We start from the raw sequence: 20,200 nt of genomic DNA, 5'->3' as shown, positions 1-20,200 counted from the left end.
CGTCCTCAGAACGGCGAATCGGGGAAGTAGAACTGCTTCGCGTTCTCGCTGGTGATCAGCACCGAAGGGATGATCGTCGTGGGCGGCAGCGACTTGCCCTGCAAACGCGCTTCGGCCGTGAGCTTGATCGCGTCGTAGATGAACTTCGGCGAATACGACACATCGGCCTTGATGAGCGGGGCGCCGTCCATCACGCGCTTGACCATCTCCTTGGACCCCGCGCCGCCGAACACGATCTTGATGTCGTTGCGCTTGGCCTGATCGATCGCCTTGAGCACGCCCACGGCCATGTCGTCGTCGGCGGCCCAGACGGCGTCGATGTGCTTGAAGCGCGTCAGGTAGTCCTGCATCGTGCGAAAGGCGTCGTCGCGGTTCCAGTTCGCGTACTTCGCGTCGAGGATCTTGATGCCGGGGTAATTCTTCATCACCGACGTGAACGCGCTCCAGCGCTCGTTGTCGAGCGTGGTGGGAATGCCGCGCAGCGCGACGATATCGCCCTTGCCGCCCAGCTGCTTCGCGAGGTATTCGGCGGGGATCTTGCCGAACGCCGTGTTGTCGCCCGCCACATAGGCGTCCTGCGCGCTCGTGTCGGTCAGGCCGCGATCGACCACCGTCACGTACACGCCCTGTTTCTTCACCTGTGCGACCGGCTGCGTGAGCGAAGCCGATTCATACGGGAAGATCACGAGCGCGTTGATCTTGTTGACGGTCACGAGGTCCTGCAACTGGTTCGCCTGATCGGGCGCGTTCGCCGCCGTCTTGACGATGACCTTGAGGTCCGGGTGCGCCTTTTCGAGGTCCTTCTTCGCCTCGTTCGCCCACCAGACGATGCCGCCCGTGAAGCCATGGTCGGCCGTGGGAATCGCCACGCCCAGCGTGACCTTGTCGTCGGCGCGCGCCGCGCCCGCACCGAACGTCGCCGCTACGCCAAGCGCCAGCGCGCCCGCACACATCGTTCGAATCATCTTCTTCATGATGCCGTCTCCTGTCGTGCGCTCCCGCGCCCGTTCCTGCGTTGAGTTTTCGCTGCCTCCTTTTACTTCCCCACCGCCCTGCCAGATCTGCTTCGACATCCTTACCGCCTGCCGCGCTGCAGGAAGGCCACCGCAATGATCGCCACGCCCTGCACCGCCGCATTCAGATACACGCTGATGATGCTCGTGAGATTGAGAATATTGGCGATGACCGAGAGCAGCACCGCGCCGACCACGGTGCCCGCCACGCGCCCCTCGCCGCCCTTGAGCGCCGTGCCGCCCACCACCACCGCAGCGATCGCCTCCAGTTCCCACAACAGACCCGTCGTCGGCGTGGCGGAGCCGAGGCGCGGCACATAGAGCACGGTCGCCACGCCCACGCACACGCCCAGCAGCACGTAGGTGGCGCACTTCACGCGATCGACGCGGATCGCCGCATAGCGCGCGACCTGCTCGTTCGAGCCGATCGCCTGCACGTGCCGCCCGAACGCGGTGCGGTTGAGAATGAGCGCGCCGCCCGCCGCCGTGAGCGCAAACACCCACACGGGCACGGGAATGCCAAAGAGGCTCGCGTAATAGACCGGCCCGTAGAGATCGACGAGATTGTTCTGCAGCGTGAGCGCGCCGCCGTCGGCCAGCCAGGTGAGCACCGAGCGGAAGATGCCAAGCGTGCCGAGCGTCACGATGAACGGCTCGATGCGCCCGCGCGTGATCAGCAAGCCATGCGCGAGCCCGAACACCGCGCCGAGCACGAGCGCGATCGCCATGCCGATGGCGACGATCGCCACGGGCGCGACCGCGTGTTCGCTCGCGGCGAGCGTATTCATCACCCAGATCATCACGCCCGCGATGAGCGCGGCCATCGAGCCGACCGACAGGTCGATGCCGCCCGAAATGATCACGAACGTCATGCCCACGGAAATGATGCCGATGAACGAGGTGCGCGTGAGCACGTTGAGCAGGTTGCCGGCGGTGGCGAAATCGCGGTTGAGCAGCGTGCCGAGCACGCACAGCAGGATCAGGCCGATGAGCGGCCCGACCCCCGCGAGCCGGTGCACGAAGCGCGCTGCGGCCGAGCGCGCGCCACGGCCTTCGGACGCCGCGTCAGTGGGTGCCGGTTGCATGAGCGATCAGCTCCTCTTCGTTCAGATGTTCGTGCCCGAGCGTGGCGACGAGCCGGCCCGCGCGCATCACGGCCACGCGATGCGCGAGCCCGATCAGCTCGACGAGTTCGGACGAGATCACCACGACCGCGCGCCCCGAGGCCGCGAGCCGCTGGATCAGGAAATAGATGTCGCGCTTCGCGCCCACGTCCACGCCGCGCGTGGGCTCGTCGAGCACGATCACGCGCGGGTCGGGCTGCAGGAACTTGGCGAGCGCGAGCTTCTGCTGGTTGCCGCCCGAGAGCATGCGCGCGCGGCTGTCGAGGTCGCCCGTGCGGATGCCGAATTCGCGCACCGCCTTCTCCAGCGCGCGGCGGCCCGCCTTCAGGTCGAGCAGCGGATGGCCGTAGCGCTCGAGCGTCATGAGCGTGAGGTTGTCCTGCAGCGTGAGGTTCATGTGCAGGCCGCGGCCCTTGCGGTCTTCGCTCAGGTACGTGAGGCCGAGGCGCATCGCGTCGCGCGGGTGGCGCAGCATCACCGGGCGGCCATCGATCTCGATCTCGCCCGCGTGCCTGTGGCGCAGGCCCACGATCGCCTCGAACGCCTCGCTGCGCCCCGCGCCCACGAGGCCCGCGAAGCCGAGAATCTCGCCGGCGCGCACCTCGAAGCTCAGATCCTCGACCCAGCCCGGCACGGTGAGATGCGCCACACGCAGCGCCACGGGGGCGATCCCGGGCGCCGCGCCTTTCTCAGGGAACATGTCGGAGACGTCGCGGCCCACCATGAGGTTCGCCATCTGCTGGCGCGCCAGGCCCGCCGTCGCGCTCGCGGCCACGAAGCGGCCGTCGCGCATCACGACCACGTCGTCGGTGATGGTCTCTACCTCGTCGAGCTTGTGCGAGATGTAGACGAGCGTCGTGCCGGATGCGCGCAGCTTCGTCATGAGCGCGAAAAGGCGCGCGGTTTCGGCAGGCGTGAGCGTGGCCGTGGGCTCGTCCATGATGAGCAGGCGCGCGTGCCGCGAGAGCGCCTTGGCGATCTCCACGAGCTGTTTCTCGGCGACGATCAGGTCGCGCACCTTCACGTCCGGGTCGCGCGCAAGGCCCACCTGCGCGAGCAGTTCGCGCGCTTCGCGGCGCATGGCGGCGTCGTCGACGAGCCAGCCTTTGCGCTTTTCGTGGCCGAGGAAGATGTTCTGCGCGATCGTCAGGTGCTCGGCCAGGTTGAACTCCTGGTGGATCAGCACGATGCCGGCGGCTTCGGCCTCGCGCGAGCCTTCGAAGCGGCGCGCCACGCCGTCCACCAGCATCTCGCCCGCGCTCGCGTTCTCGTAGCCCGCGAGGATCTTCATGAGCGTGGACTTGCCCGCGCCGTTCTCGCCCAGCAGCCCGTGAATGCGCCCCGGCGCGAGCTCGAAGCTCACGCCGTGCAGCACGCGCACGGGACCGAAGTCCTTGCGGATGTCGTTGAACTTCACGGCGACGCTCATGCGCGTGCGCTCCTCCAGTGGCCTTGTCGGCGGGCTCCGGCGGGCGGCGCTCGCCGCCCGCCTTCGCTCCGCTGGTCTCCCCTGCTATGTGTTCGTTTGCGTTTTTTTCGACTTCACCCGCTCTCACGCACCACCAGCCGATGCGGAAGCAGCACGCCCGGCACGCTCGCGCGCGGATCGGCGAAACGCCGCAGCAACAGGCGCGCGGCCGTCTCACCCAGCTCCCGCATGGGCTGCGCGATCGTCGTGAGCGGCGGGTCGATCTGCGCGGCGAGCGCGATATCGTCGAAGCCGACCACGGCGACGTCGTGCGGCACGCGCCGCCCCGCGCCGCGCAAGCCGTTGACCACGCCCACCGCGAGCGTGTCCGAGACCGCGAAGATCGCGTCGGGCGCTTCGCCCGCCGGCAACCGCATGAGCGCGGCGGCGGCCTGCGCGCCCGCGTCGTAGTCGAGGCAGTTCACGTTCACGCGCCAGGCGTCGCACATCGCGATGCCCGCTTCGCCAAGCGCGTCGCGCCAGCCGTCGCGGCGCTGCTGCGCGTAGAGATAGTGCTCGTCGGAGTTGATGAGCGCGACACGGCGCCGCCCCCGCGCGATCAGATGCCGCACCGCGTCGTGCGCGGCCCGGTAGTTGTCGATGCCGACATACGGCACGCCCACGTCCGGATCGAACTCGCAGCAGGCCACCCACGGCAGCGCCGTCGATTCGGCGGCCAGCGCATGTTGCACGGTTGCCGGGTCGAGGCAGATCGCCCCATCCGCGCGATGGCGGCGCAGCAGATCGAAGTAGCTGCGCTCGCGGCCGGCGTCGGCGCCCGTGTCGCACAGCAGCAGGAAAAATCCGTGCTCGCGCGCGACGCTGTCGATGCCGCGCACGATCTCCGCGTAAAACGGGTTGCCGAAGTCGGGCACCATCGTCAGAAGCAGGCGGCTTTCGGCGGTGCGCAGGTTGCGCGCAAGTTCGTTCACGCGATAACCACTCGACTCGATCTCGGCGAGCACGCGCTCGCGCGTGGCGGCGCGCACGTTCGCATGGCCGTTGAGCACGCGAGAAACCGTCGCAACGGAGACGCCCGCGCGCTGCGCCACCGCCGCGATCGAGCCGCCGCGCGAGGCGCTGGCGGTGCTGGCGTCTTCGTCTTGCGGCTGCGGCCGCAGTGGCGACGTTCTGGACGAGCGAGCGGACATGGGCGAAGGCGTTGGTGACCGGTTCGGAAACCTGCGGCGGCCGCGACGTGCGTCGTCTGGGCGCGTCAAAAATGTAATCGATTACATTTTTGGTACGAGAACCGCAAAACTGCAAGGCGCACGACGCCAGGACAAACACCGATGCGTCAATGCCGCCGGGCCCCCTTCGGGCTGCCGGCGGCGCGGCCGGGCCAGTAGCCGGTTTGCTACAATTCTCCGATTGCCCGACACCTTTTTGCCGGGCTTCGACCCGAACCGATCCCGACCACAACGCCGAGTCACCATGAACATCGAACAAGCGCGTTTCAACATGATCGAACAGCAGATTCGCCCCTGGGAAGTGCTCGACCAGGACGTGCTGAACCTGCTCTCGATCGTCAAGCGTGAGCATTTCGTCCCCGAGGCCTATACCGCCCTCGCGTTCGCCGATCTCGAAGTGCCGCTGCCGAACGGCCAGCACATGATGGCACCGCGCGTCGAAGCGCGCGTGCTGCAGGAGCTCGCGGTGAAGAAGCACGAGAGCGTGCTGGAAATCGGCGCGGGCTCCGGCTACATGGCGGCGCTGCTCGCGCACCGGGCGCAGAAGGTGCTGACCGTGGAGATCGACACGGAACTCGCCGAATTCGCGCGCGCGAACTTCGTCAGGAACGGCGTGCTGAACGCCGAAGTCGTGGTCGGCGACGGCGCACGCGGCTGGGCCGCGAACGCGCCGTACGACGTGATCTGCGTCTCGGGCGGCCTGCCGGTTGTGCCGCAGGAGCTGCTCGAGCAGCTCAAGGTGGGCGGGCGTCTGGCCGCTTTCGTGGGCGGCGCGCCCGTCATGGAAGCGCAGATCATCACGCGCATCGACGAAAAGCAGTTCCGTATTGCCGGCGTGTTCGAAACCTACGTCGAGCCGCTGCAGAACGCCGTGCATCCGCCGCGCTTCAAGTTCTAAGGCGCTGCCAACCTGCCGCATCGCCGGGTTCCGTGCACGGCGGCCCGGCTTACTTACCCGATTGAGTGTTCCATGCAGAATCTGACCGCCCCCGCCCTCGCCGAATGGCTTGCCGACACCTCGCGCGAGACTCCCGTACTGCTCGACGTGCGCGAGCCGTGGGAAATCGAAACGGCAAAGATCGCCGGCAGCCTGTCGATCCCCATGCGCGAGATCCCCGCGCGCAGCGAGGAACTGGACGACGAGGCGCAGATCGTCTGCATTTGCCACCACGGCGCGCGCAGCGCCCAGGTGGCGATGTTCCTCGAATCGCGCGGCCACACGAAGGTGTTCAACCTGCAAGGCGGCATCGACGCATGGTCGCGTCAGGTCGACCCCAAGGTGCCGACGTACTAGGCAGGCGCACGCCAGCTTAACCAAACGGCGCGAAAGGGCGCGGCTCAGGCCGCGCCCTTTGTCATTTCTGGACCATTCACCTCGGTCCACGGCGTGCGGCACCCGCATCGCTGCCCCGGCACGCCACTCATGCACAACGATGCAGCGCGCCCTGCCGCACCGTTCGTCCCGCTTCATGCATGCGCGCACTGAGACGATGCAGCGCGCCCGACCATGCATCTTGCTGCACCACAATCGCCCGCCCGTTGCGTGACCACCAATGCGCCCCGCATCTCCGCGCGCCTTATGGGGCAAGCCTGGCGCCTGACCTTCACGCTGGCACAACGCTTGCAGAAGGGTATGCGCAAGACACGCCACACACTCACCGGGCGGCGCGCAAGACGACAACGACCACGCGCCATGGCCCACGACTCACTCACGGACAAGAGGCACAAAAATGAAACGTCGCAGTCTGTTGAAACTCGGGACGATGTCGGGCGCACTCGCGGCTGCGGGGCGCATGCCGTTCGCGCACGCGGACACCGGCAGCGGCCCGATCAAGGTCGGCATCCTGCACTCGCTGTCGGGCACGATGGCCATTTCGGAAACCTCACTGAAAGACACCGCGTTGATGACGATTGCCGACATCAACAAGAACGGCGGCGTGATGGGGCGCCAAATCCAGCCCGTGGTGGTCGATCCGGCTTCGAACTGGCCGCTCTTCGCCGAGAAAGCGCGCCAGCTCCTCACGCAGGACAAGGTGGCCTGCGTGTTCGGGTGCTGGACTTCGGTGTCGCGCAAGTCGGTGCTGCCCGTGTTCGAGGAACTCAACGGCCTGCTCTACTACCCCGTGCAATACGAAGGGGAAGAGATGTCGCGCAATGTGTTCTACACGGGCGCGGCGCCCAACCAGCAGGCGATTCCCGCGGTGGAATACCTGATGAGTGCCGAAGGCGGCGGCGCGAAGCGCTTTTTCCTGCTCGGCACCGACTATGTGTATCCGCGCACGACCAACAAGATCCTGCGCGCCTTCCTGCACTCGAAGGGCGTGAAAGACAGCGATATTCAGGAGGTCTACACGCCGTTCGGCCATAGCGACTATCAGACCATCGTCGCAAACATCAAGACGTTCTCGCAAGGCGGCAAGACCACCGTCGTGTCGACCATCAATGGCGACTCGAACGTGCCGTTCTACAAGGAGCTCGGCAACCAGGGCATCAAGGCCACCGACGTGCCGGTGGTCGCGTTCTCCGTGGGCGAGGAAGAACTGCGCGGCATCGACACGAAGCCGCTCGTGGGACACCTCGCGGCGTGGAATTACTTCATGTCGGTCAAAGGCCCGAACAACACGAAGTTCAAGGAGCAGTTCGAAGCCTGGGTGCAGGCGAACAACCTGCCCGGCGGCAGCAAGCGCGTGACCAACGATCCGATGGAAGCGACTTTCGTCGGCATCCACATGTGGAAGCAGGCCGTGGAAAAGGCGAAGAGCACCGATGTCGACAAGGTGCGCGTGGCCATGATCGGCCAGACCGTGGCGGCGCCCTCGGGCTTTACGCTCACGATGGACGGCAACCACCACCTGCACAAGCCGGTGATGATCGGCGAGATTCGCGGCGACGGCCAGTTCAACGTCGTCTGGAAGACGAAGACCGCCGTGCGCGCGCAGCCGTGGAGCCCGTTCATCGCCGGCAACGAAGGCAAGCCGGATGTGGTCACCTCGAACGCGCTACCCGCCTTCCTGCGCCGCTCGCGCGTGGCCTGACGTTGTCTTCGCGAGCGCCGCGCCGCCACGTGGCGCGCGCTCGCGTGCTCTGTCTACGGGCCTGCGCGTAACAGCCAGGATGTTGCGCACCGGCCCGCACCAAAAGAAAACATCATGGCTCTCTCACTCCCGAGGTACGCGCAAGCGGGCCTGCGCCGCGCGCTCGCCGCGGCTGCGCTCTTCACGGCGCTATGCACGTCCGCGCACGCGCTCGATGCGGCCGATGTCGCCCCGCTCGGCGGCGACGATTTCGACGCGAAATCCGCGGCCATCGACAAGCTCATCGCCACGCACGACGCCGCGTCGCTTGCGCTCCTCAAGGCGCTCGCCGACGACAGCGTCACCGCAACCGATTCGGGCGAAGTGCTCGTGCAGGATGGCGCGGATGGACAAAGCGCGCGCGACGCCGCCACGGGGCAGCCCGTCGCCGCAAATGTCGCTTCGAGCGCACAGCCCATCACGCTGAACAACCTCTTGCGCTCGAAGGTAGCGGGCGCGGTCTCGGGCCTGCAACTCGCCTCGCCCGACCTGGAAACGCGGCGCGCGGCGATTGCCGCGTTGCTGAAGAACCCCGACCCGGCCATGAAGCCGCTGATCGACGCTGCGCGCGCGAAGGAAACCGACCCGGCGCTCAAGCGCCGTCTCGACACGCTCTGGGCGATGACCGCGCTGCACGACCCGAATGCGGCCACGCGCCTCGAAGCGGCGAAGCTCGTCGCCGCGCGCCACGACCTCGACATGTACGAACTGCTGCGCCCGCTCGTCGCGAAGAACGCAAGCGGCGCGTACAGCGAGCCCGATGCCGACGTGCGTGCAGCAGCGCAACAAGGCATCGACGCGCTCGACGCCATCCAGCGCCGCAGCGAGATCGCCGGCACACTGTTCGCGGGCCTCTCGCTCGGCAGCGTCTTGCTGCTCGCGGCGCTCGGCCTCGCCATCACCTATGGGCTCATCGGCGTCATCAACATGGCGCACGGCGAGTTCCTCATGATCGGCGCGTACGCGACCTATGTCGTGCAAACGCTCGTGCAGCGCTATGCGCCCGGCGCGTTCGACTGGTATCCGCTCTTCGCGATTCCCGCTTCGTTCGTTGCCGCCGCGCTCGTGGGCGCGGGAATCGAGCGGCTCGTGATCCGCCACCTCTACGGCCGCCCGCTGGAGACGCTGCTCACCACATTCGGCATCAGCCTCATCCTCATTCAGGCCACGCGCATGATCTTCGGCGCGCAAAACGTGCAGGTCGAAAACCCGTCGTGGATGAGCGGCGGCGTGAGCGTCATGCCCAACCTCATCCTGCCGTACAACCGCCTCGCGATCCTCGCGTTCTCGCTGATCGTGGTGGGCATTGCGTGGACCGTGCTCACGAAGACGCGTCTTGGCCTGTTCGTGCGCGCCGTTACGCAAAACCGCCGCATGGCCGCCTGCGTGGGCGTGCGCACCGCGCGCGTGGATGCGTGGGCTTTCGCGTTCGGCGCGGGCGTGGCGGGCCTTGGCGGCTGCGCGCTCTCGCAGATCGGCAACGTCGGCCCCGACCTCGGCCAGAGCTACATCATCGATTCGTTCATGGCCGTGGTGCTGGGTGGCGTCGGGCAGATTGCGGGCACCGTGATCGGCGGCTTCGGTCTCGGGCTCGTCTCCAAGGCCATCGAGCCGTTCTGGGGCGCCGTGCTCGCGAAGATCGCCGTGCTCGTGCTGATCGTGCTCTTCATCCAGAAGCGTCCGCAGGGGCTGTTCGCCCTCAAGGGCCGCAGCGCGGAGGCATGACATGACGAGCGTCACTTCCTCTTCCACGCGTCACACGCTGGGCGCCTCGCGACCTTCCGGCGACGGCGCCGAAACGTTCGCGCTCGGCTTGCCCGCGCGGCCGGCCCTGCTCTCGCCGCGCGCCTGGCTCGCGCTCATCGTGCTGATCCTCACAATCGGCGTGGGCGTGCCGCTTTGCGCGCTGGTGCTGCCGCAATCGAGCGCGCTGCATCTTTCCGCGTATGCGATGACGCTCGTCGGCAAGCTCATGTGCTATGCGATCGCCGCGCTCGCGCTCGATCTCGTGTGGGGGTACTGCGGCATTCTGAGCCTCGGTCACGGTCTCTTCTTCGCGCTTGGCGGCTACGCCATCGGCATGTACCTCATGCGCGAGATCGGTCACGACGGCAAGTACGGCAGCGACCTGCCCGACTTCATGGTGTTTCTCGACTGGCATGCGCTGCCGTGGTACTGGCAAGGCACACAGCACCTCGGGTATGCGCTCCTGCTCGTCGTGCTCGTGCCCGCTGTGGTCGCCTGGGTGTTCGGCTTCTTCACGTTCCGCTCGCGCGTGAAAGGCGTATACCTCTCGATCATCACGCAGGCCATGACGTTCGCCGCGATGCTGCTCTTCTACCGCAACGAAACGGGCTTCGGCGGCAACAACGGCTTCACCGACTTCAAGCGCATTGCGGGCATGCCGATCACGCATCCGGGCACGCGCACCGTGCTGTTCCTCCTGACGTTCGCCGTGCTCGTGCTCGCGTTTCTCGGCGCGCGGGCCATCGTCACCTCGAAGCTCGGGCGTGTCGTGACCGCCGTGCGCGACGGCGAAACGCGCCTCATGTTTCTCGGCTACAGCCCGCTTGGCTACAAGCTCTTCGTGTGGACCGTCTCAGCCGTTCTGTGCGGCATCGCGGGCGCGCTTTACGTGCCGCAGGTCGGCATCATCAACCCGAGCGAGATGTCGCCCGGCAACTCGATCGAAATGGCGATCTGGGTGGCCGTGGGCGGACGCGGCACGCTCATCGGGCCGATCATCGGCGCATTCGCCGTGAACGGCGCAAAGAGCTTCTTTACCGCCCATTTCGCCGAGTACTGGCTGTTCTTCCTCGGCCTGATGTTCGTGCTCGTGCCGCTGTTGCTGCCCAACGGCATCATGGGACTGATCGAACTCATCCGGAACCGGATCACCACGCGGAGCGAACGCCCATGAACGGACATAGCGTGATCAGCGACCCGCTCAACCACAACCCCTTCGACGACGCCCTCAAGTACGACGAACTCGCCCTCTCCGGCGTGGCGGAACTCGGGCACGTGGTCGAACCCGGCGCGATCGACATCTCGCACGGCACGATCCTGTATCTCGAAGACGTGACCGTGAGCTTCGACGGCTTTCGCGCGCTCAACAAGCTGTCGCTCGTAATCGACGCGGGCGAACTGCGCTGCGTGATCGGCCCGAACGGTGCGGGCAAGACAACGATGATGGATGTCATCACCGGCAAGACCGCGCCCGATTCGGGCAAGGTGTTCCTCGGGCAAACGCTCGACCTCACGCGCATGAACGAGCCGGCGATCGCGCGCGCGGGCATTGGCCGCAAGTTCCAGAAGCCCACGGTGTTCGAGCAGCATCCCGTCTGGGAGAACCTCGAACTCGCGATGAAGGCCGACAAGGGCTGGTTCGCCACGCTGCGCGCACGCCTTGGCCGCGAGGCGCAGGCGAAGATCGAGGAAACGCTCGAAGTGATCCGGCTGGAAAGTGACGCGCGACGCCTCGCGGGCGAACTCTCGCACGGCCAGAAGCAGCGGCTCGAAATCGGCATGCTGCTCATGCAAAAGCCGCAGCTGCTGCTGCTCGACGAGCCCGCCGCCGGCATGACCGACGACGAAACCATGGAACTCGCGACGCTCCTCAACCGCCTGCGCGGGAGCTGCTCGATGATGGTGGTCGAGCACGACATGGAGTTCGTCGCGGCGCTTGCGGGCGAGGCCGGGCGCGTCACGGTGATGGCCGAAGGCAGCGTGCTCGCGCACGGCACGCTCGACGACGTGAAGCGCGACGAAGCGGTCATCGAATCGTATCTGGGCCGCTAGGGCCGTTTTGAATAGACCAGTCATGCTAACCATCGAATCGCTGAACCAGTACTATGGCGGCAGCCACATCCTGCGCAACGTCTCGATGACGGTGCCCGAGGGCGAACTCACCGTGCTGCTCGGGCGCAATGGCGTGGGCAAGACCACGCTGCTGCGCTGCCTCATGGGCGTCGTGCCGACGAAGAACGGCTCGATCGCGTGGCGCGGCGAGGCGCTCACGAAGCTGCCCACGCATGCGCGGGTGGCGCAGGGCCTCGCTTACGTGCCGCAAGGGCGCGATATCTTTCCGCGCCTGAGCGTCGAAGAGAATCTGCTGGTGGGCGCGGCAAGCAGGAAGCGCATGCCCTCAGGCGTGCCCGCGCATATCTACGAACTCTTTCCCGTGCTCAAGGACATGAAGGCGCGGCGCGGCGGCGACCTCTCGGGCGGCCAGCAGCAGCAGCTCGCCATCGGCCGCGCGCTGATGAGCGATCCGCAGCTGCTCATTCTCGATGAGCCTACCGAAGGCATCCAGCCTTCGATCATCCAGGACATCGGCCGCACGCTGCGGCGGCTCGTGGAAGAGATGCAGATGACGGTGCTGCTGGTCGAGCAGTACTACGACTTCGCCAAAGCCATTGCGGACCGCTACTGGGTGATGAGCCGCGGTGAAATCGTGGCGGGTGGTGCGGGCGCGAGTATGGATGCGGATGGGGTGCGGGAGCTGATCGCGGTGTGAAGCCTGAAATTGGCGACCAGCCGCTACGACGAATGCCGGGCAGCCTTACGAAAGTTCTACGTGGATCTGCAGGGACCAGACGGCGCTCGTCGCCCCTGAACCACCTTTCAGGCGCATGCAACGTCAAGGCAGCTTCCAAAGCGCAACAGCCCGCTGGTTGTGCGCTGGGGGCTGCGCATCTGGCGTTATGAAAGAACATATTCGAATTTATCAATCATCCGGTCGATAAGATTCGTGTCGATATTTTTCTTGCTGGGAACGATGAATAGGCACTGCCGGCCGAAAGTGTCGGCGCGAGAGATGAAGTCCTCGACTATATGATAATGGGGACGATTTGTGTAATCATCGAAGATAATTTTCGTCCCTTCATTGGATAATTTCAGTGTTATTAAAAAACAGAGAACGCGAAATCGTCCATCAATAAGAACAATGTCGGGGTTCTGATGATTTGTCCATGGAGCATTGGCGTATCTAAGAAAATTTTGCCTTTTTTGGTAATTGATTGGAGCGCCCCACTGCCCCAGTTCACCGCAATCTACCCACTCAATTGTGGCATCTTTCCGGTCAATTCTAGTCTCCACAAAATCAATCCATTCCTTGCTCGTGTCTATGCTATGAATTTTTGCATTGGTATTCTGCGCTACCCAAATCGTGCTTTCTCCGCAGCCGTACTCGAAATAAAGCCTCGATGAGGCCGTGAGTCGCTTGAACATTGCGTCATCGCCATCGAAAAGAACCTTCTTCTTTTCGGGAGATAGCAATTTCCTGGCTCCAATGGTAATCAGGGGAGGAGTGATGAGTTTAAGGCATTTAATTGCTGACATTGTTGTCTCCACTCATAATTTGAGACAATAGAAAATCCATCAATTGGGGTGGTGCAGTTTCCGAATAACCTTTAACGAACGCTTTCAGACAGGTTTACGATTTCCTGTCTGTTACGACACGAACGTTTCCTCCATGACCATGCAGGACATACAGGCGAACTTCTGTGGCCTTTCGCACAGTAGTGCCCCTAACCAGGGATCCGCTCTAGGCAGGCGCCATCCTCCCCGTCCGCGCTTCGTTGCGAAGCGCTTAGCCGCGAGTTTCGCGGCGACATGTCTGGGGACTATGCACGCGCTGGTACGCGCCGGGCGTTCGGAGGGATTCGGGGTCTGCAATGGAAGGGGCGACGCGATCCCTGTGAGGGGCTTGCAGCAGACGTGCCCACGAAGAACGGCTCGATCGCCTGGCGCGGAGAGGCGCTCACGAAGCTGCCCACCCATGCGCGCTTGGCGCAGGGCCTCGCTTACGTGCTGCAAGGGCGCGATATCTTTCCTCGCTGTACGCAGCGGTCAACCCCGTATTGCCGTTATGCGCGGCGGCGCCGGGCTTGAGCTTGCTGTAATGGAGACCGGGTAGTTAGCCTTCATCGCGGCTAGCTCAAATGAGCTATAATGGAGGCTCATTTGATTTACGACGGAAGCGCGCCATGCAACTCGTTTCCCCCGAGAAGATCGCTGCAGTCATGGGCCTCAGCCCAGTACCCCATTCGATCGCCGAACTTGAGGCGCAGGTCGCAGAAGGCCTGCCCAAATCAGCCCTGCGAAACGGCGTCGAACACATTGCCCTGACCGCGGAGGCAAGGCGCGCGCTTCAGGCTCGCATCGTCCCCGAGGCAACCTACAAGCGCCGTCGCGACAGGCTCACGCCTGACGAATCAGAAAAGACAGAGCGGCTCGCACGCGTCTACGCGAGCGCGGCCTACGTCTGGGACGAACCTGCCGACGCACGTACCTTCCTTGCCACGCCCCACCCCCTGCTGGAAGGCCGCGCGCCGCTCGAGGTCGCCCTGACAGAACTGGGTGCGCGGCGCGTGGAAGAGCTGCTCTGGAAACTCTTTTACGGGCTGCCAGCCTGATGAGGATTTTCCGCATTGCCGACAGGCGGCATCCGCTCTGGAGTGGCACCGGCGCCATGCTCGTTGGCGGCCGGTTCAACAGCCCTGGCCGTCCCGTGATCTATGGCGCGCTCACGTTCGCGGGTGCCATGCTGGAGGTGCTGGTGCACGCACGGATCGGCAAAGTGCCAAAGACACACGTGTGGATCGAGGCGCAGGTTCCTGATGATCTTCCGGTCGAAAGGCACACTCCGGACACGCTGCCTGTGGGTTGGGACAGGCCATCCACTGAAATCGCCCGTGATTTCGGAAACCGCTGGCTGGAAGAGTGCCGCTCCGCGATCCTGATCGTGCCTTCGGTAGTCGCGCGTGCCGAGTCCAACGCCCTGGTGAATCCCGCCCATCCAGACGCTGCGCGGATCGTCGTATCCGAAGCGCTGCCGGTCTTATGGGACGAACGCCTGTTCGTTCTACCTGCAGCAGAGAGTCCGGGAAAACCGGAACAGCACTGAACGCGCAGTCACCGTGCGGTCGCAATCTTCCAGACTGGTATCACGTCGGAAATTTCACCAGGCAAAGACGAACTGGCCGTTGTTCCTTGCGTGATACCGGCAGCCAATTCTGGATGAACAGGGGCACAAGGCAAATCGCGGCGTAAGCGAGCAACTGCCGACCGCAAGAGACAGCAGTCGGGCCAGATGCAGTCATTCATACGCACGCTGGGAGTGTCCGCTTCGGCCTTCGGTTGAGTTCGCAAACCGACCCCTCGATTTTCTGCGGTCGATAGACAGCTTCGGGTTTCGAAGAACACCGCAGTCCGGGGTTCCAGTGGGCTGCCAACTCCAGGTGTTCGCCGTTTTTGAACGAAATGCCGATGCTTACGACTCGTCCTCTCCCAGAACGGCATCGATAGCCGCGTGACCAACCTTCTCTGCGATCGCCAGAGCCCTTTCGGGAGTGAGCGGCCCATTGCGAAGCTTCGTCTCGGCGCCAAGTTCTTCGACCACGCCGACATTGTCGTTTCCCGTTATCCAGAACGTTGCGTCATACAAGCCTCTGGAAGCCTCACATGAATTTCAAAACCGCGATGCGAGAACACTCGAAGCATGGAAGACCCGCGGAAACGATAAGGAAATCCGGTTAGTCAATCTTCTGCACGTTCCGCGAACTTTCGGCCTGCTGGATCGCCCGTCTGCAGACATCGAAAGCCGCTCGAAACGCGTCATCGGCATCATCGAATGGACCCTTGATGTACTCGGTGTCCGCGCGAATTTTCGATAAGCATTCCGATGTCTCACCGTACACGGGCGGCTCAACAATGAAGTACCTCGCCTCCCCCGCCGGGGTAAGTCTGCTTGCTACTGTTGCCTTCATTTGCCAACCGTTTAATGTATCGATCCGCGTTTTCATACGCCTCCCATCAGATCCCGTAAAGTCCGTCGCGTGATGGCGGACATTGTTCCGCGATCAGGCAGCGTTGTACTCGCTGCCATCCGCACGGTTGGCGCTGATGCGCGCGTGCGCCATGTATTCCCCGTCCACCCGACGGGGTGTTGGGTCGATCCTGAAACGGATTGAATCGGAACGCATGTATTCACCTTGTCAATCCGGGTGCGGCATCCATCTACCGCAAGGTCCATCGTCATCGTCAGGCTGCGCGAGTGTTGAGAAGCGCCATGATGTGCCCCGCCTCGCAATCCGCCTCGCAACCTGGCATACCGCTTTCGCGCAACAGCGTGCGAACTGCGACGAACATCCGGTACGCTTCCGGGTCGACCTCATGGCGACGGTCGCCGATCAGGCTATCCAGGTCCGCGTTCGCATCCGACGGAAAAAATTCGTCGATAAATTCGCGGCCGCGGACCTGGATGCGTCTGAGCAGGTCGTTTCTGTTCACGGTGAACCTCCATCGATATCGGAAAGCCATAGCCATTGCTCCAGCGCGGAACAGCGGCTACGTGATTGGAGAAAAGTTCAGGACTTCATATCGACCACAGTCTCGCCCGGTGAACAGGTATCGATGAGGCGCTCTGCATATTCGATCGATGCACGACGCGCATCGCCCGCACTGCCGAATGGGCGGCTGGCTGCGAGGCAAAACACCCGGCTCCGTTGAGTGCCGTCGGGCTCCTGCGGTCCCAGGATTCGTACAGCAGCATCAAACCCCTCGTCGTAGTTATGGGAGGCACCGGACGCGGTTGGCCGGTGCGGATAAACCAGTGGGCAAATCTCAAGTCCACGGTAGAGACGGGTAGCGACAGTCATGGTGTCACCTTCTGGCCGCACGTTTGCGGCAAAAGCGGAGATAAGGGCGCACGCGACGGCCTCGACACATCTGGACAGCGGTCGATCGCGTTTCGTGGTCTGCGATGGAGGGAAGCGGCTCGATCCCCGAGGAAGGCTGCAGGAGGAGGGCTGGGATCGGTCGCAGGTCGACTGATGCTCTCATGTTACCCCTCTCCAGCCGTTTGTACAGCGAAAGTTCCTGACCGGTATCCTGCACGCTGTCGAACCCATTGAATCTGTTGACGGCATGCACTTCGGTTCCCGGATCTGCTCCCGTTCAGTAGCGGCGAAACGCGCGGTTGCGTGTCGGACCGCCGCTTCGTTGGTCCTTGCAACGAAGATCGACTGATCTGGCCCGCCGCCGTCAGGGGCGACAGGAAACACCGCCGGGCAAGTACCCTCCTTCGTCGGCCTTGATCGGTAAGGTATCCTTCCGGACATCCGCCTTGCGTCGTTCCAGATGTGCCTTCTGGGCATGCTGTGTAAGTGGGGCGATCGCGCATCTGCCTCGCGTCGTGTGATGCGCGTGAGAGACAGCCCGCCGGCATCCGGTCGGCCACGTTTATCGACACAGCAGTTAGCGATGATTCGCGTGCAGGTTGCGCAGCGCCAGTTGGCACAGTGCTATCGTGAATATCTGTCGCTTTTGACAGGACTCCAGGCCAACACATCAATACCGGTGAACGAACTGGCGATGCTTGATGGCGAGTTCTCCAGGTGGGAAACGCTACAGCGCAGAATATATGCACTGGCTGGCTTCAGGTGAGACGATCTGCCATCCATGAAACTGTCTGCACCCTCGTAGCACGAATCCATTCTCTCGTGTGCATTTCAATCGGCGAGCCCGCGCAATCCAATGCAGATTGCAACGCCCCCCGAATACGAGCACGAAAGGCGCATCAGCGGTCAACGTGCACACCGCATCGGTTGTCATCAGATCCGCTTTCCCAGCGTTACCGCTCCTCCTGCGTGTCACGCTTGCATTATCCCGGCGCGGCGCTCATGACGTAGCAGGACATCGCGATAGATTCCGGGCCGACGCGTCAGTTCCTGCGGCGTGCCATCGTCGACAAGTCGCCCGTGCTGGATCACAACGATGCGATCGAAGTTCTGCAACGTCGAGAGACGATGAGCGATGGCCACGACCGTACGGCCCTTCATTAGCTTGTCCCGTGCAGCCTGGACGACAGCTTCCGACGCGCTATCGAGTGCGGACGTCGCCTCATCGAGCAAGAGGATCGGCGCGTCCTTCAGCAAGGCGCGCGCGATCGCGATTCGCTGCCGCTGGCCACCAGAAAGGCTCGATCCATGCTCACCCACAACGGTGTTCAGGCCGTCGGGCAACGAACGGATCAACTCCAGGCACCCTGCATGCTCGCAGGCCTTCATCACCTGATCTTCCGTTGCCTCAGGGCGCCCGTAGCGCAGGTTGTCGAGCAGCGAACGGTTGAACAGCGAAATGTCCTGAGGCACGATACTCACCGCATCGTGCAGGCTCCTCAGGCTCACGTCGCATAGCCGCTGCCCGGATATGCATACTGCGCCGGCGCCCGCAGGTGGATCAAACCAACGAAGGAGCAGCGCGAGTACCGTGCTTTTGCCGGCGCCGGACACGCCGACAAGGCCAACGCGCTGCCCTGCATCGATATGCAGGCTGAAGTGATCCAGCACGCGACGTCGTCCCGGATACGAGAACGAGATATTCTCAAAATCAATGTTCGCGTCGCGAATCTGCAGATCCGGGACGTCCATTCCCTGCTTCATTTCCCGCGGGATGAGCAAGGACTGCGCGGCCTCCGCAAGACGGGCGACATGCTGGGTCATATCCACGAGCGCCACGGCAAGATCTCGCGTGCCGTGCAGAATAGCGAAGCCTAGCGAACTCACCAGCACGACGTCGCCAGTGGTGGCGCGTTCCTCGCTCCAAAGCCAGATGACCCATCCCAGCAGCAGGCAAGACAGTAACACCGTCATGATGGCGTGGATCAGCCGGAGCTTTTCGAGGTGACGCAATGAGGATTGGCGTGAGCGGATCTCGCTGTCGAGAAAGTTGCCGAAGCGCAGGCATTCGCGTGACATCGCATCAAACGCCCGAATAGTTGACATATTGCCGATGAGGTCGACCAGTTCTCCGTCGACGGACGCGGCCCGAGAAGCAAAATGCAAGTGACGCTCCCCTCCCTTTCTGGCGATCCAGAACAGGAACGCTGTCATGCATACGGAAATTCCAGCGAGGGCGAAAGCCATCCCTTTGCTCACCGAGCCGATAAGTACAACGGATCCCAATACGGACCGAAGCGTCGGAATGGCACTCCATGCCGCCATATTTTCGATCGTGAAGATGGCGATGGCGGTCGCCGAGATCCGGCTTGCAAGCATTCCCGGCTGCACGTTCGAAAAGTAAGCGGGCGAATGACCGGTGAGGTATCCGAACAGTTCACGGCGTACATCCCCTGTCACCGCGACGAAGGTCCGCACGCCGGCCAGGCCTGCAAGACGCCAGAACAGGTTATCCGCGAACAGGAGTGCAACGATGATGAGGAATGCCTACATTACACGAGCGGGATGCGCATGACCTGCAGGTAGCGTGTCGATGAGATTCTTCGTCGCAAACTGCGCGCCCAGCGAACAGGCAATGGCTGCCACGATGCCCGACAGGACCACCAGGTGGCCGTACGGATGTGCCCGGACGTAACGTAAGAGCAGACTGATCGGTTTGCGTGCATACCGCAACAATGCCGTCGCGCGGCGTCCGCGAATCTGCGTTCGGGGGTCCCCATCTGCAATGTCTGCACGTGTCGTAACCATCCCGGTACACCCCTGTTAGCGCCAGGTGACCGTCTGATCAGAAGTGGCGCCAGCGGTATGTGCGCATATGCCGTTCCTGAAACCGCGTGTCGTCATTGCACGACCGGCAATACAGTCCGGAAGTCATAGCCTGCGCCGCTGCCGGTCGTACGCACGAACAGAAAAAAGCTGATGAAGCGTATTACCGCGGATCAAACCAATAACGCACGCGGGGCACGTGGCCCAATACCTTGGTGACTTCGCTCGTTGGATGGCCGTTCCGCAATCGACAAAGGACGCCGGAATCGCTGGGACCCGAAGGACCGCAACGGGTCGGCCACTGTCGACCGCATCAGGCGGCAGTCGGCCAGGTGCGGCCGCTCGCGAACACCGCAGCGTAGACATCCAAACGACTACCCGGGCACGACAAACAGTCATTCGATTCGAGCGCATTATCCGACAGGTTGCGGTCCTCTGGCCGTAGAGGTGCACTGACAACCTTCCATAGAACCCAGTTCGATATAAATGTATACCCCCGTACCCTATCCAGGGTAAGATAGCCCCCTACCGTATTTAGGGGCTAGCCGTGAGCCATACGATTCGCGAAAAACAGAAGCTGCTCAACCGGGTTCGCCGCATCAAGGGACAGGTTGAAGCCATCGAGCGTGCACTTGAGGAAGAGCGCGGCTGCATGGACGTGCTCCAGCTCATCACCAGCAGCCGTGGCGCGATGAACGGGTTGCTTGCTGTGGTACTCGAGGATCACATCCGGACGCATCTCGTCGACGCGGAGCCGGACGACGAGCACGGCAGCGGCACCGAGCAGCTGATTGAAGTAGTCCACAGCTACTTCAAGTAAGAGG

The 20,200-nt window shown here is 63.5% G+C and carries 18 protein-coding genes and 2 pseudogenes; 12 read left to right on the top strand and 8 right to left on the bottom strand.

What is annotated here, in order from left to right; translation table 11 throughout:
* Nucleotides 1-5: 5 nt before the first annotated feature.
* The 4 genes from AB4Y44_RS03600 to AB4Y44_RS03585 all read right to left on the bottom strand — a co-directional run bounded on the left by AB4Y44_RS03600 (nt 6) and on the right by AB4Y44_RS03585 (nt 4,756).
* A complete protein-coding gene (locus tag AB4Y44_RS03600) occupies nt 6-974 on the bottom strand; it encodes a substrate-binding domain-containing protein (RefSeq protein ID WP_342921455.1) in 969 nt (322 codons plus the stop codon).
* A gap of 101 nt (nt 975-1,075) precedes the next feature.
* Entirely contained in the window at nt 1,076-2,098 is a 1,023-nt protein-coding gene (locus AB4Y44_RS03595) for an ABC transporter permease (RefSeq protein WP_342921456.1), read from the bottom strand.
* Nucleotides 2,079-3,566, bottom strand: coding sequence for a sugar ABC transporter ATP-binding protein (locus AB4Y44_RS03590; protein ID WP_342921457.1), 1,488 nt, complete (start codon nt 3,564-3,566; stop codon nt 2,079-2,081). Before AB4Y44_RS03590 ends, AB4Y44_RS03595 begins: the two co-directional genes overlap by 20 nt.
* Nucleotides 3,567-3,679: 113 nt before the next feature.
* The gene (locus AB4Y44_RS03585; RefSeq protein WP_368698736.1) at nt 3,680-4,756 is read right to left on the bottom strand and encodes a LacI family DNA-binding transcriptional regulator; all 1,077 of its coding nucleotides are present in this window, start codon (nt 4,754-4,756) and stop codon (nt 3,680-3,682) included.
* Between the two features lie 283 nt (nt 4,757-5,039).
* On the opposite strand from AB4Y44_RS03585, the gene AB4Y44_RS03580 reads away from it, so the two are divergent.
* The 7 genes from AB4Y44_RS03580 (at nt 5,040) to urtE (ending at nt 12,385) form a co-directional block, all read left to right on the top strand.
* Nucleotides 5,040-5,693, top strand: a complete 654-nt coding sequence (locus AB4Y44_RS03580; RefSeq protein WP_342921459.1) for a protein-L-isoaspartate O-methyltransferase — start codon at nt 5,040-5,042, stop codon at nt 5,691-5,693.
* A 72-nt stretch (nt 5,694-5,765) separates the two neighbouring features.
* Complete coding sequence (locus tag AB4Y44_RS03575; RefSeq protein ID WP_324160319.1) at nt 5,766-6,089, top strand: rhodanese-like domain-containing protein; 324 nt, start codon at nt 5,766-5,768, stop codon at nt 6,087-6,089.
* A 436-nt stretch (nt 6,090-6,525) separates the two neighbouring features.
* Nucleotides 6,526-7,830: an urea ABC transporter substrate-binding protein gene (gene urtA / locus AB4Y44_RS03570; RefSeq protein ID WP_069265483.1), complete on the top strand. Its 1,305-nt coding sequence runs from the start codon at nt 6,526-6,528 to the stop codon at nt 7,828-7,830.
* A gap of 114 nt (nt 7,831-7,944) precedes the next feature.
* On the top strand, nt 7,945-9,594 hold the full coding sequence (urtB, locus tag AB4Y44_RS03565) for an urea ABC transporter permease subunit UrtB (protein WP_368698735.1): 1,650 nt from the start codon (nt 7,945-7,947) through the stop codon (nt 9,592-9,594).
* A 1-nt stretch (nt 9,595) separates the two neighbouring features.
* Complete coding sequence (gene urtC, locus AB4Y44_RS03560) at nt 9,596-10,789, top strand: urea ABC transporter permease subunit UrtC (protein ID WP_368698734.1); 1,194 nt, start codon at nt 9,596-9,598, stop codon at nt 10,787-10,789.
* Complete coding sequence (urtD, locus tag AB4Y44_RS03555) at nt 10,786-11,667, top strand: urea ABC transporter ATP-binding protein UrtD (protein WP_368698733.1); 882 nt, start codon at nt 10,786-10,788, stop codon at nt 11,665-11,667. Before urtC ends, urtD begins: the two co-directional genes overlap by 4 nt.
* 22 nt (nt 11,668-11,689) lie before the next feature.
* Nucleotides 11,690-12,385: an urea ABC transporter ATP-binding subunit UrtE gene (gene urtE / locus AB4Y44_RS03550; RefSeq protein ID WP_368698732.1), complete on the top strand. Its 696-nt coding sequence runs from the start codon at nt 11,690-11,692 to the stop codon at nt 12,383-12,385.
* Between the two features lie 185 nt (nt 12,386-12,570).
* Here the strand turns inward: urtE and AB4Y44_RS03545 are convergent, their stop codons facing one another.
* Entirely contained in the window at nt 12,571-13,209 is a 639-nt protein-coding gene (locus tag AB4Y44_RS03545) for a hypothetical protein (protein WP_342921463.1), read from the bottom strand.
* A 387-nt stretch (nt 13,210-13,596) separates the two neighbouring features.
* Between AB4Y44_RS03545 and AB4Y44_RS03540 the strand changes: the two are divergent.
* From AB4Y44_RS03540 to AB4Y44_RS03525, 4 genes and pseudogenes are all read left to right on the top strand, one after another.
* A pseudogene (locus tag AB4Y44_RS03540) lies at nt 13,597-13,713 on the top strand (ABC transporter ATP-binding protein); the annotation flags it as partial.
* Between the two features lie 143 nt (nt 13,714-13,856).
* Entirely contained in the window at nt 13,857-14,285 is a 429-nt protein-coding gene (locus AB4Y44_RS03535; protein WP_368698731.1) for an antitoxin Xre/MbcA/ParS toxin-binding domain-containing protein, read from the top strand.
* On the top strand, nt 14,285-14,776 hold the full coding sequence (locus AB4Y44_RS03530; protein ID WP_368698730.1) for an RES family NAD+ phosphorylase: 492 nt from the start codon (nt 14,285-14,287) through the stop codon (nt 14,774-14,776). The genes AB4Y44_RS03535 and AB4Y44_RS03530 overlap by 1 nt, the downstream gene beginning before the upstream one ends.
* Before the next feature lie 457 nt (nt 14,777-15,233).
* Entirely contained in the window at nt 15,234-15,545 is a 312-nt protein-coding gene (locus AB4Y44_RS03525) for a hypothetical protein (RefSeq protein ID WP_368698729.1), read from the top strand.
* Between the two features lie 367 nt (nt 15,546-15,912).
* Here the strand turns inward: AB4Y44_RS03525 and AB4Y44_RS03520 are convergent, their stop codons facing one another.
* The 3 genes and pseudogenes from AB4Y44_RS03520 to AB4Y44_RS03510 all read right to left on the bottom strand — a co-directional run bounded on the left by AB4Y44_RS03520 (nt 15,913) and on the right by AB4Y44_RS03510 (nt 19,358).
* Nucleotides 15,913-16,161, bottom strand: a complete 249-nt coding sequence (locus AB4Y44_RS03520) for a hypothetical protein (protein WP_368698728.1) — start codon at nt 16,159-16,161, stop codon at nt 15,913-15,915.
* A gap of 77 nt (nt 16,162-16,238) precedes the next feature.
* A complete protein-coding gene (locus AB4Y44_RS03515) occupies nt 16,239-16,529 on the bottom strand; it encodes a hypothetical protein (protein ID WP_368698727.1) in 291 nt (96 codons plus the stop codon).
* Between the two features lie 993 nt (nt 16,530-17,522).
* Nucleotides 17,523-19,358: pseudogene (locus AB4Y44_RS03510) on the bottom strand (ABC transporter ATP-binding protein).
* Nucleotides 19,359-19,923: 565 nt separating this feature from the next.
* Between AB4Y44_RS03510 and AB4Y44_RS03505 the strand changes: the two are divergent.
* Entirely contained in the window at nt 19,924-20,196 is a 273-nt protein-coding gene (locus AB4Y44_RS03505; RefSeq protein ID WP_028206235.1) for a metal/formaldehyde-sensitive transcriptional repressor, read from the top strand.
* Nucleotides 20,197-20,200: the final 4 nt, after the last annotated feature.

Source organism: Paraburkholderia sp. BR10937 (assembly GCF_040965695.1).
GTDB lineage: Bacteria > Pseudomonadota > Gammaproteobacteria > Burkholderiales > Burkholderiaceae > Paraburkholderia.
This window is presented reverse-complemented; position numbering and strand designations above follow the sequence as displayed.

Coding starts and splice junctions, on each gene's coding strand:
- AB4Y44_RS03545 (WP_342921463.1), bottom strand. CDS start 13,209: ATGTCAGCAATTAAATGCCTTAAACTCATCACTCCTCCCCTGATTACC.
- AB4Y44_RS03590 (WP_342921457.1), bottom strand. CDS start 3,566: ATGAGCGTCGCCGTGAAGTTCAACGACATCCGCAAGGACTTCGGTCCC.
- AB4Y44_RS03535 (WP_368698731.1), top strand. CDS start 13,857: ATGCAACTCGTTTCCCCCGAGAAGATCGCTGCAGTCATGGGCCTCAGC.
- urtC (WP_368698734.1), top strand. CDS start 9,596: ATGACGAGCGTCACTTCCTCTTCCACGCGTCACACGCTGGGCGCCTCG.
- urtB (WP_368698735.1), top strand. CDS start 7,945: ATGGCTCTCTCACTCCCGAGGTACGCGCAAGCGGGCCTGCGCCGCGCG.
- urtE (WP_368698732.1), top strand. CDS start 11,690: ATGCTAACCATCGAATCGCTGAACCAGTACTATGGCGGCAGCCACATC.
- AB4Y44_RS03595 (WP_342921456.1), bottom strand. CDS start 2,098: ATGCAACCGGCACCCACTGACGCGGCGTCCGAAGGCCGTGGCGCGCGC.
- AB4Y44_RS03575 (WP_324160319.1), top strand. CDS start 5,766: ATGCAGAATCTGACCGCCCCCGCCCTCGCCGAATGGCTTGCCGACACC.
- AB4Y44_RS03600 (WP_342921455.1), bottom strand. CDS start 974: ATGAAGAAGATGATTCGAACGATGTGTGCGGGCGCGCTGGCGCTTGGC.
- urtA (WP_069265483.1), top strand. CDS start 6,526: ATGAAACGTCGCAGTCTGTTGAAACTCGGGACGATGTCGGGCGCACTC.
- AB4Y44_RS03515 (WP_368698727.1), bottom strand. CDS start 16,529: ATGACTGTCGCTACCCGTCTCTACCGTGGACTTGAGATTTGCCCACTG.
- AB4Y44_RS03585 (WP_368698736.1), bottom strand. CDS start 4,756: ATGTCCGCTCGCTCGTCCAGAACGTCGCCACTGCGGCCGCAGCCGCAA.
- AB4Y44_RS03580 (WP_342921459.1), top strand. CDS start 5,040: ATGAACATCGAACAAGCGCGTTTCAACATGATCGAACAGCAGATTCGC.
- urtD (WP_368698733.1), top strand. CDS start 10,786: ATGAACGGACATAGCGTGATCAGCGACCCGCTCAACCACAACCCCTTC.
- AB4Y44_RS03530 (WP_368698730.1), top strand. CDS start 14,285: ATGAGGATTTTCCGCATTGCCGACAGGCGGCATCCGCTCTGGAGTGGC.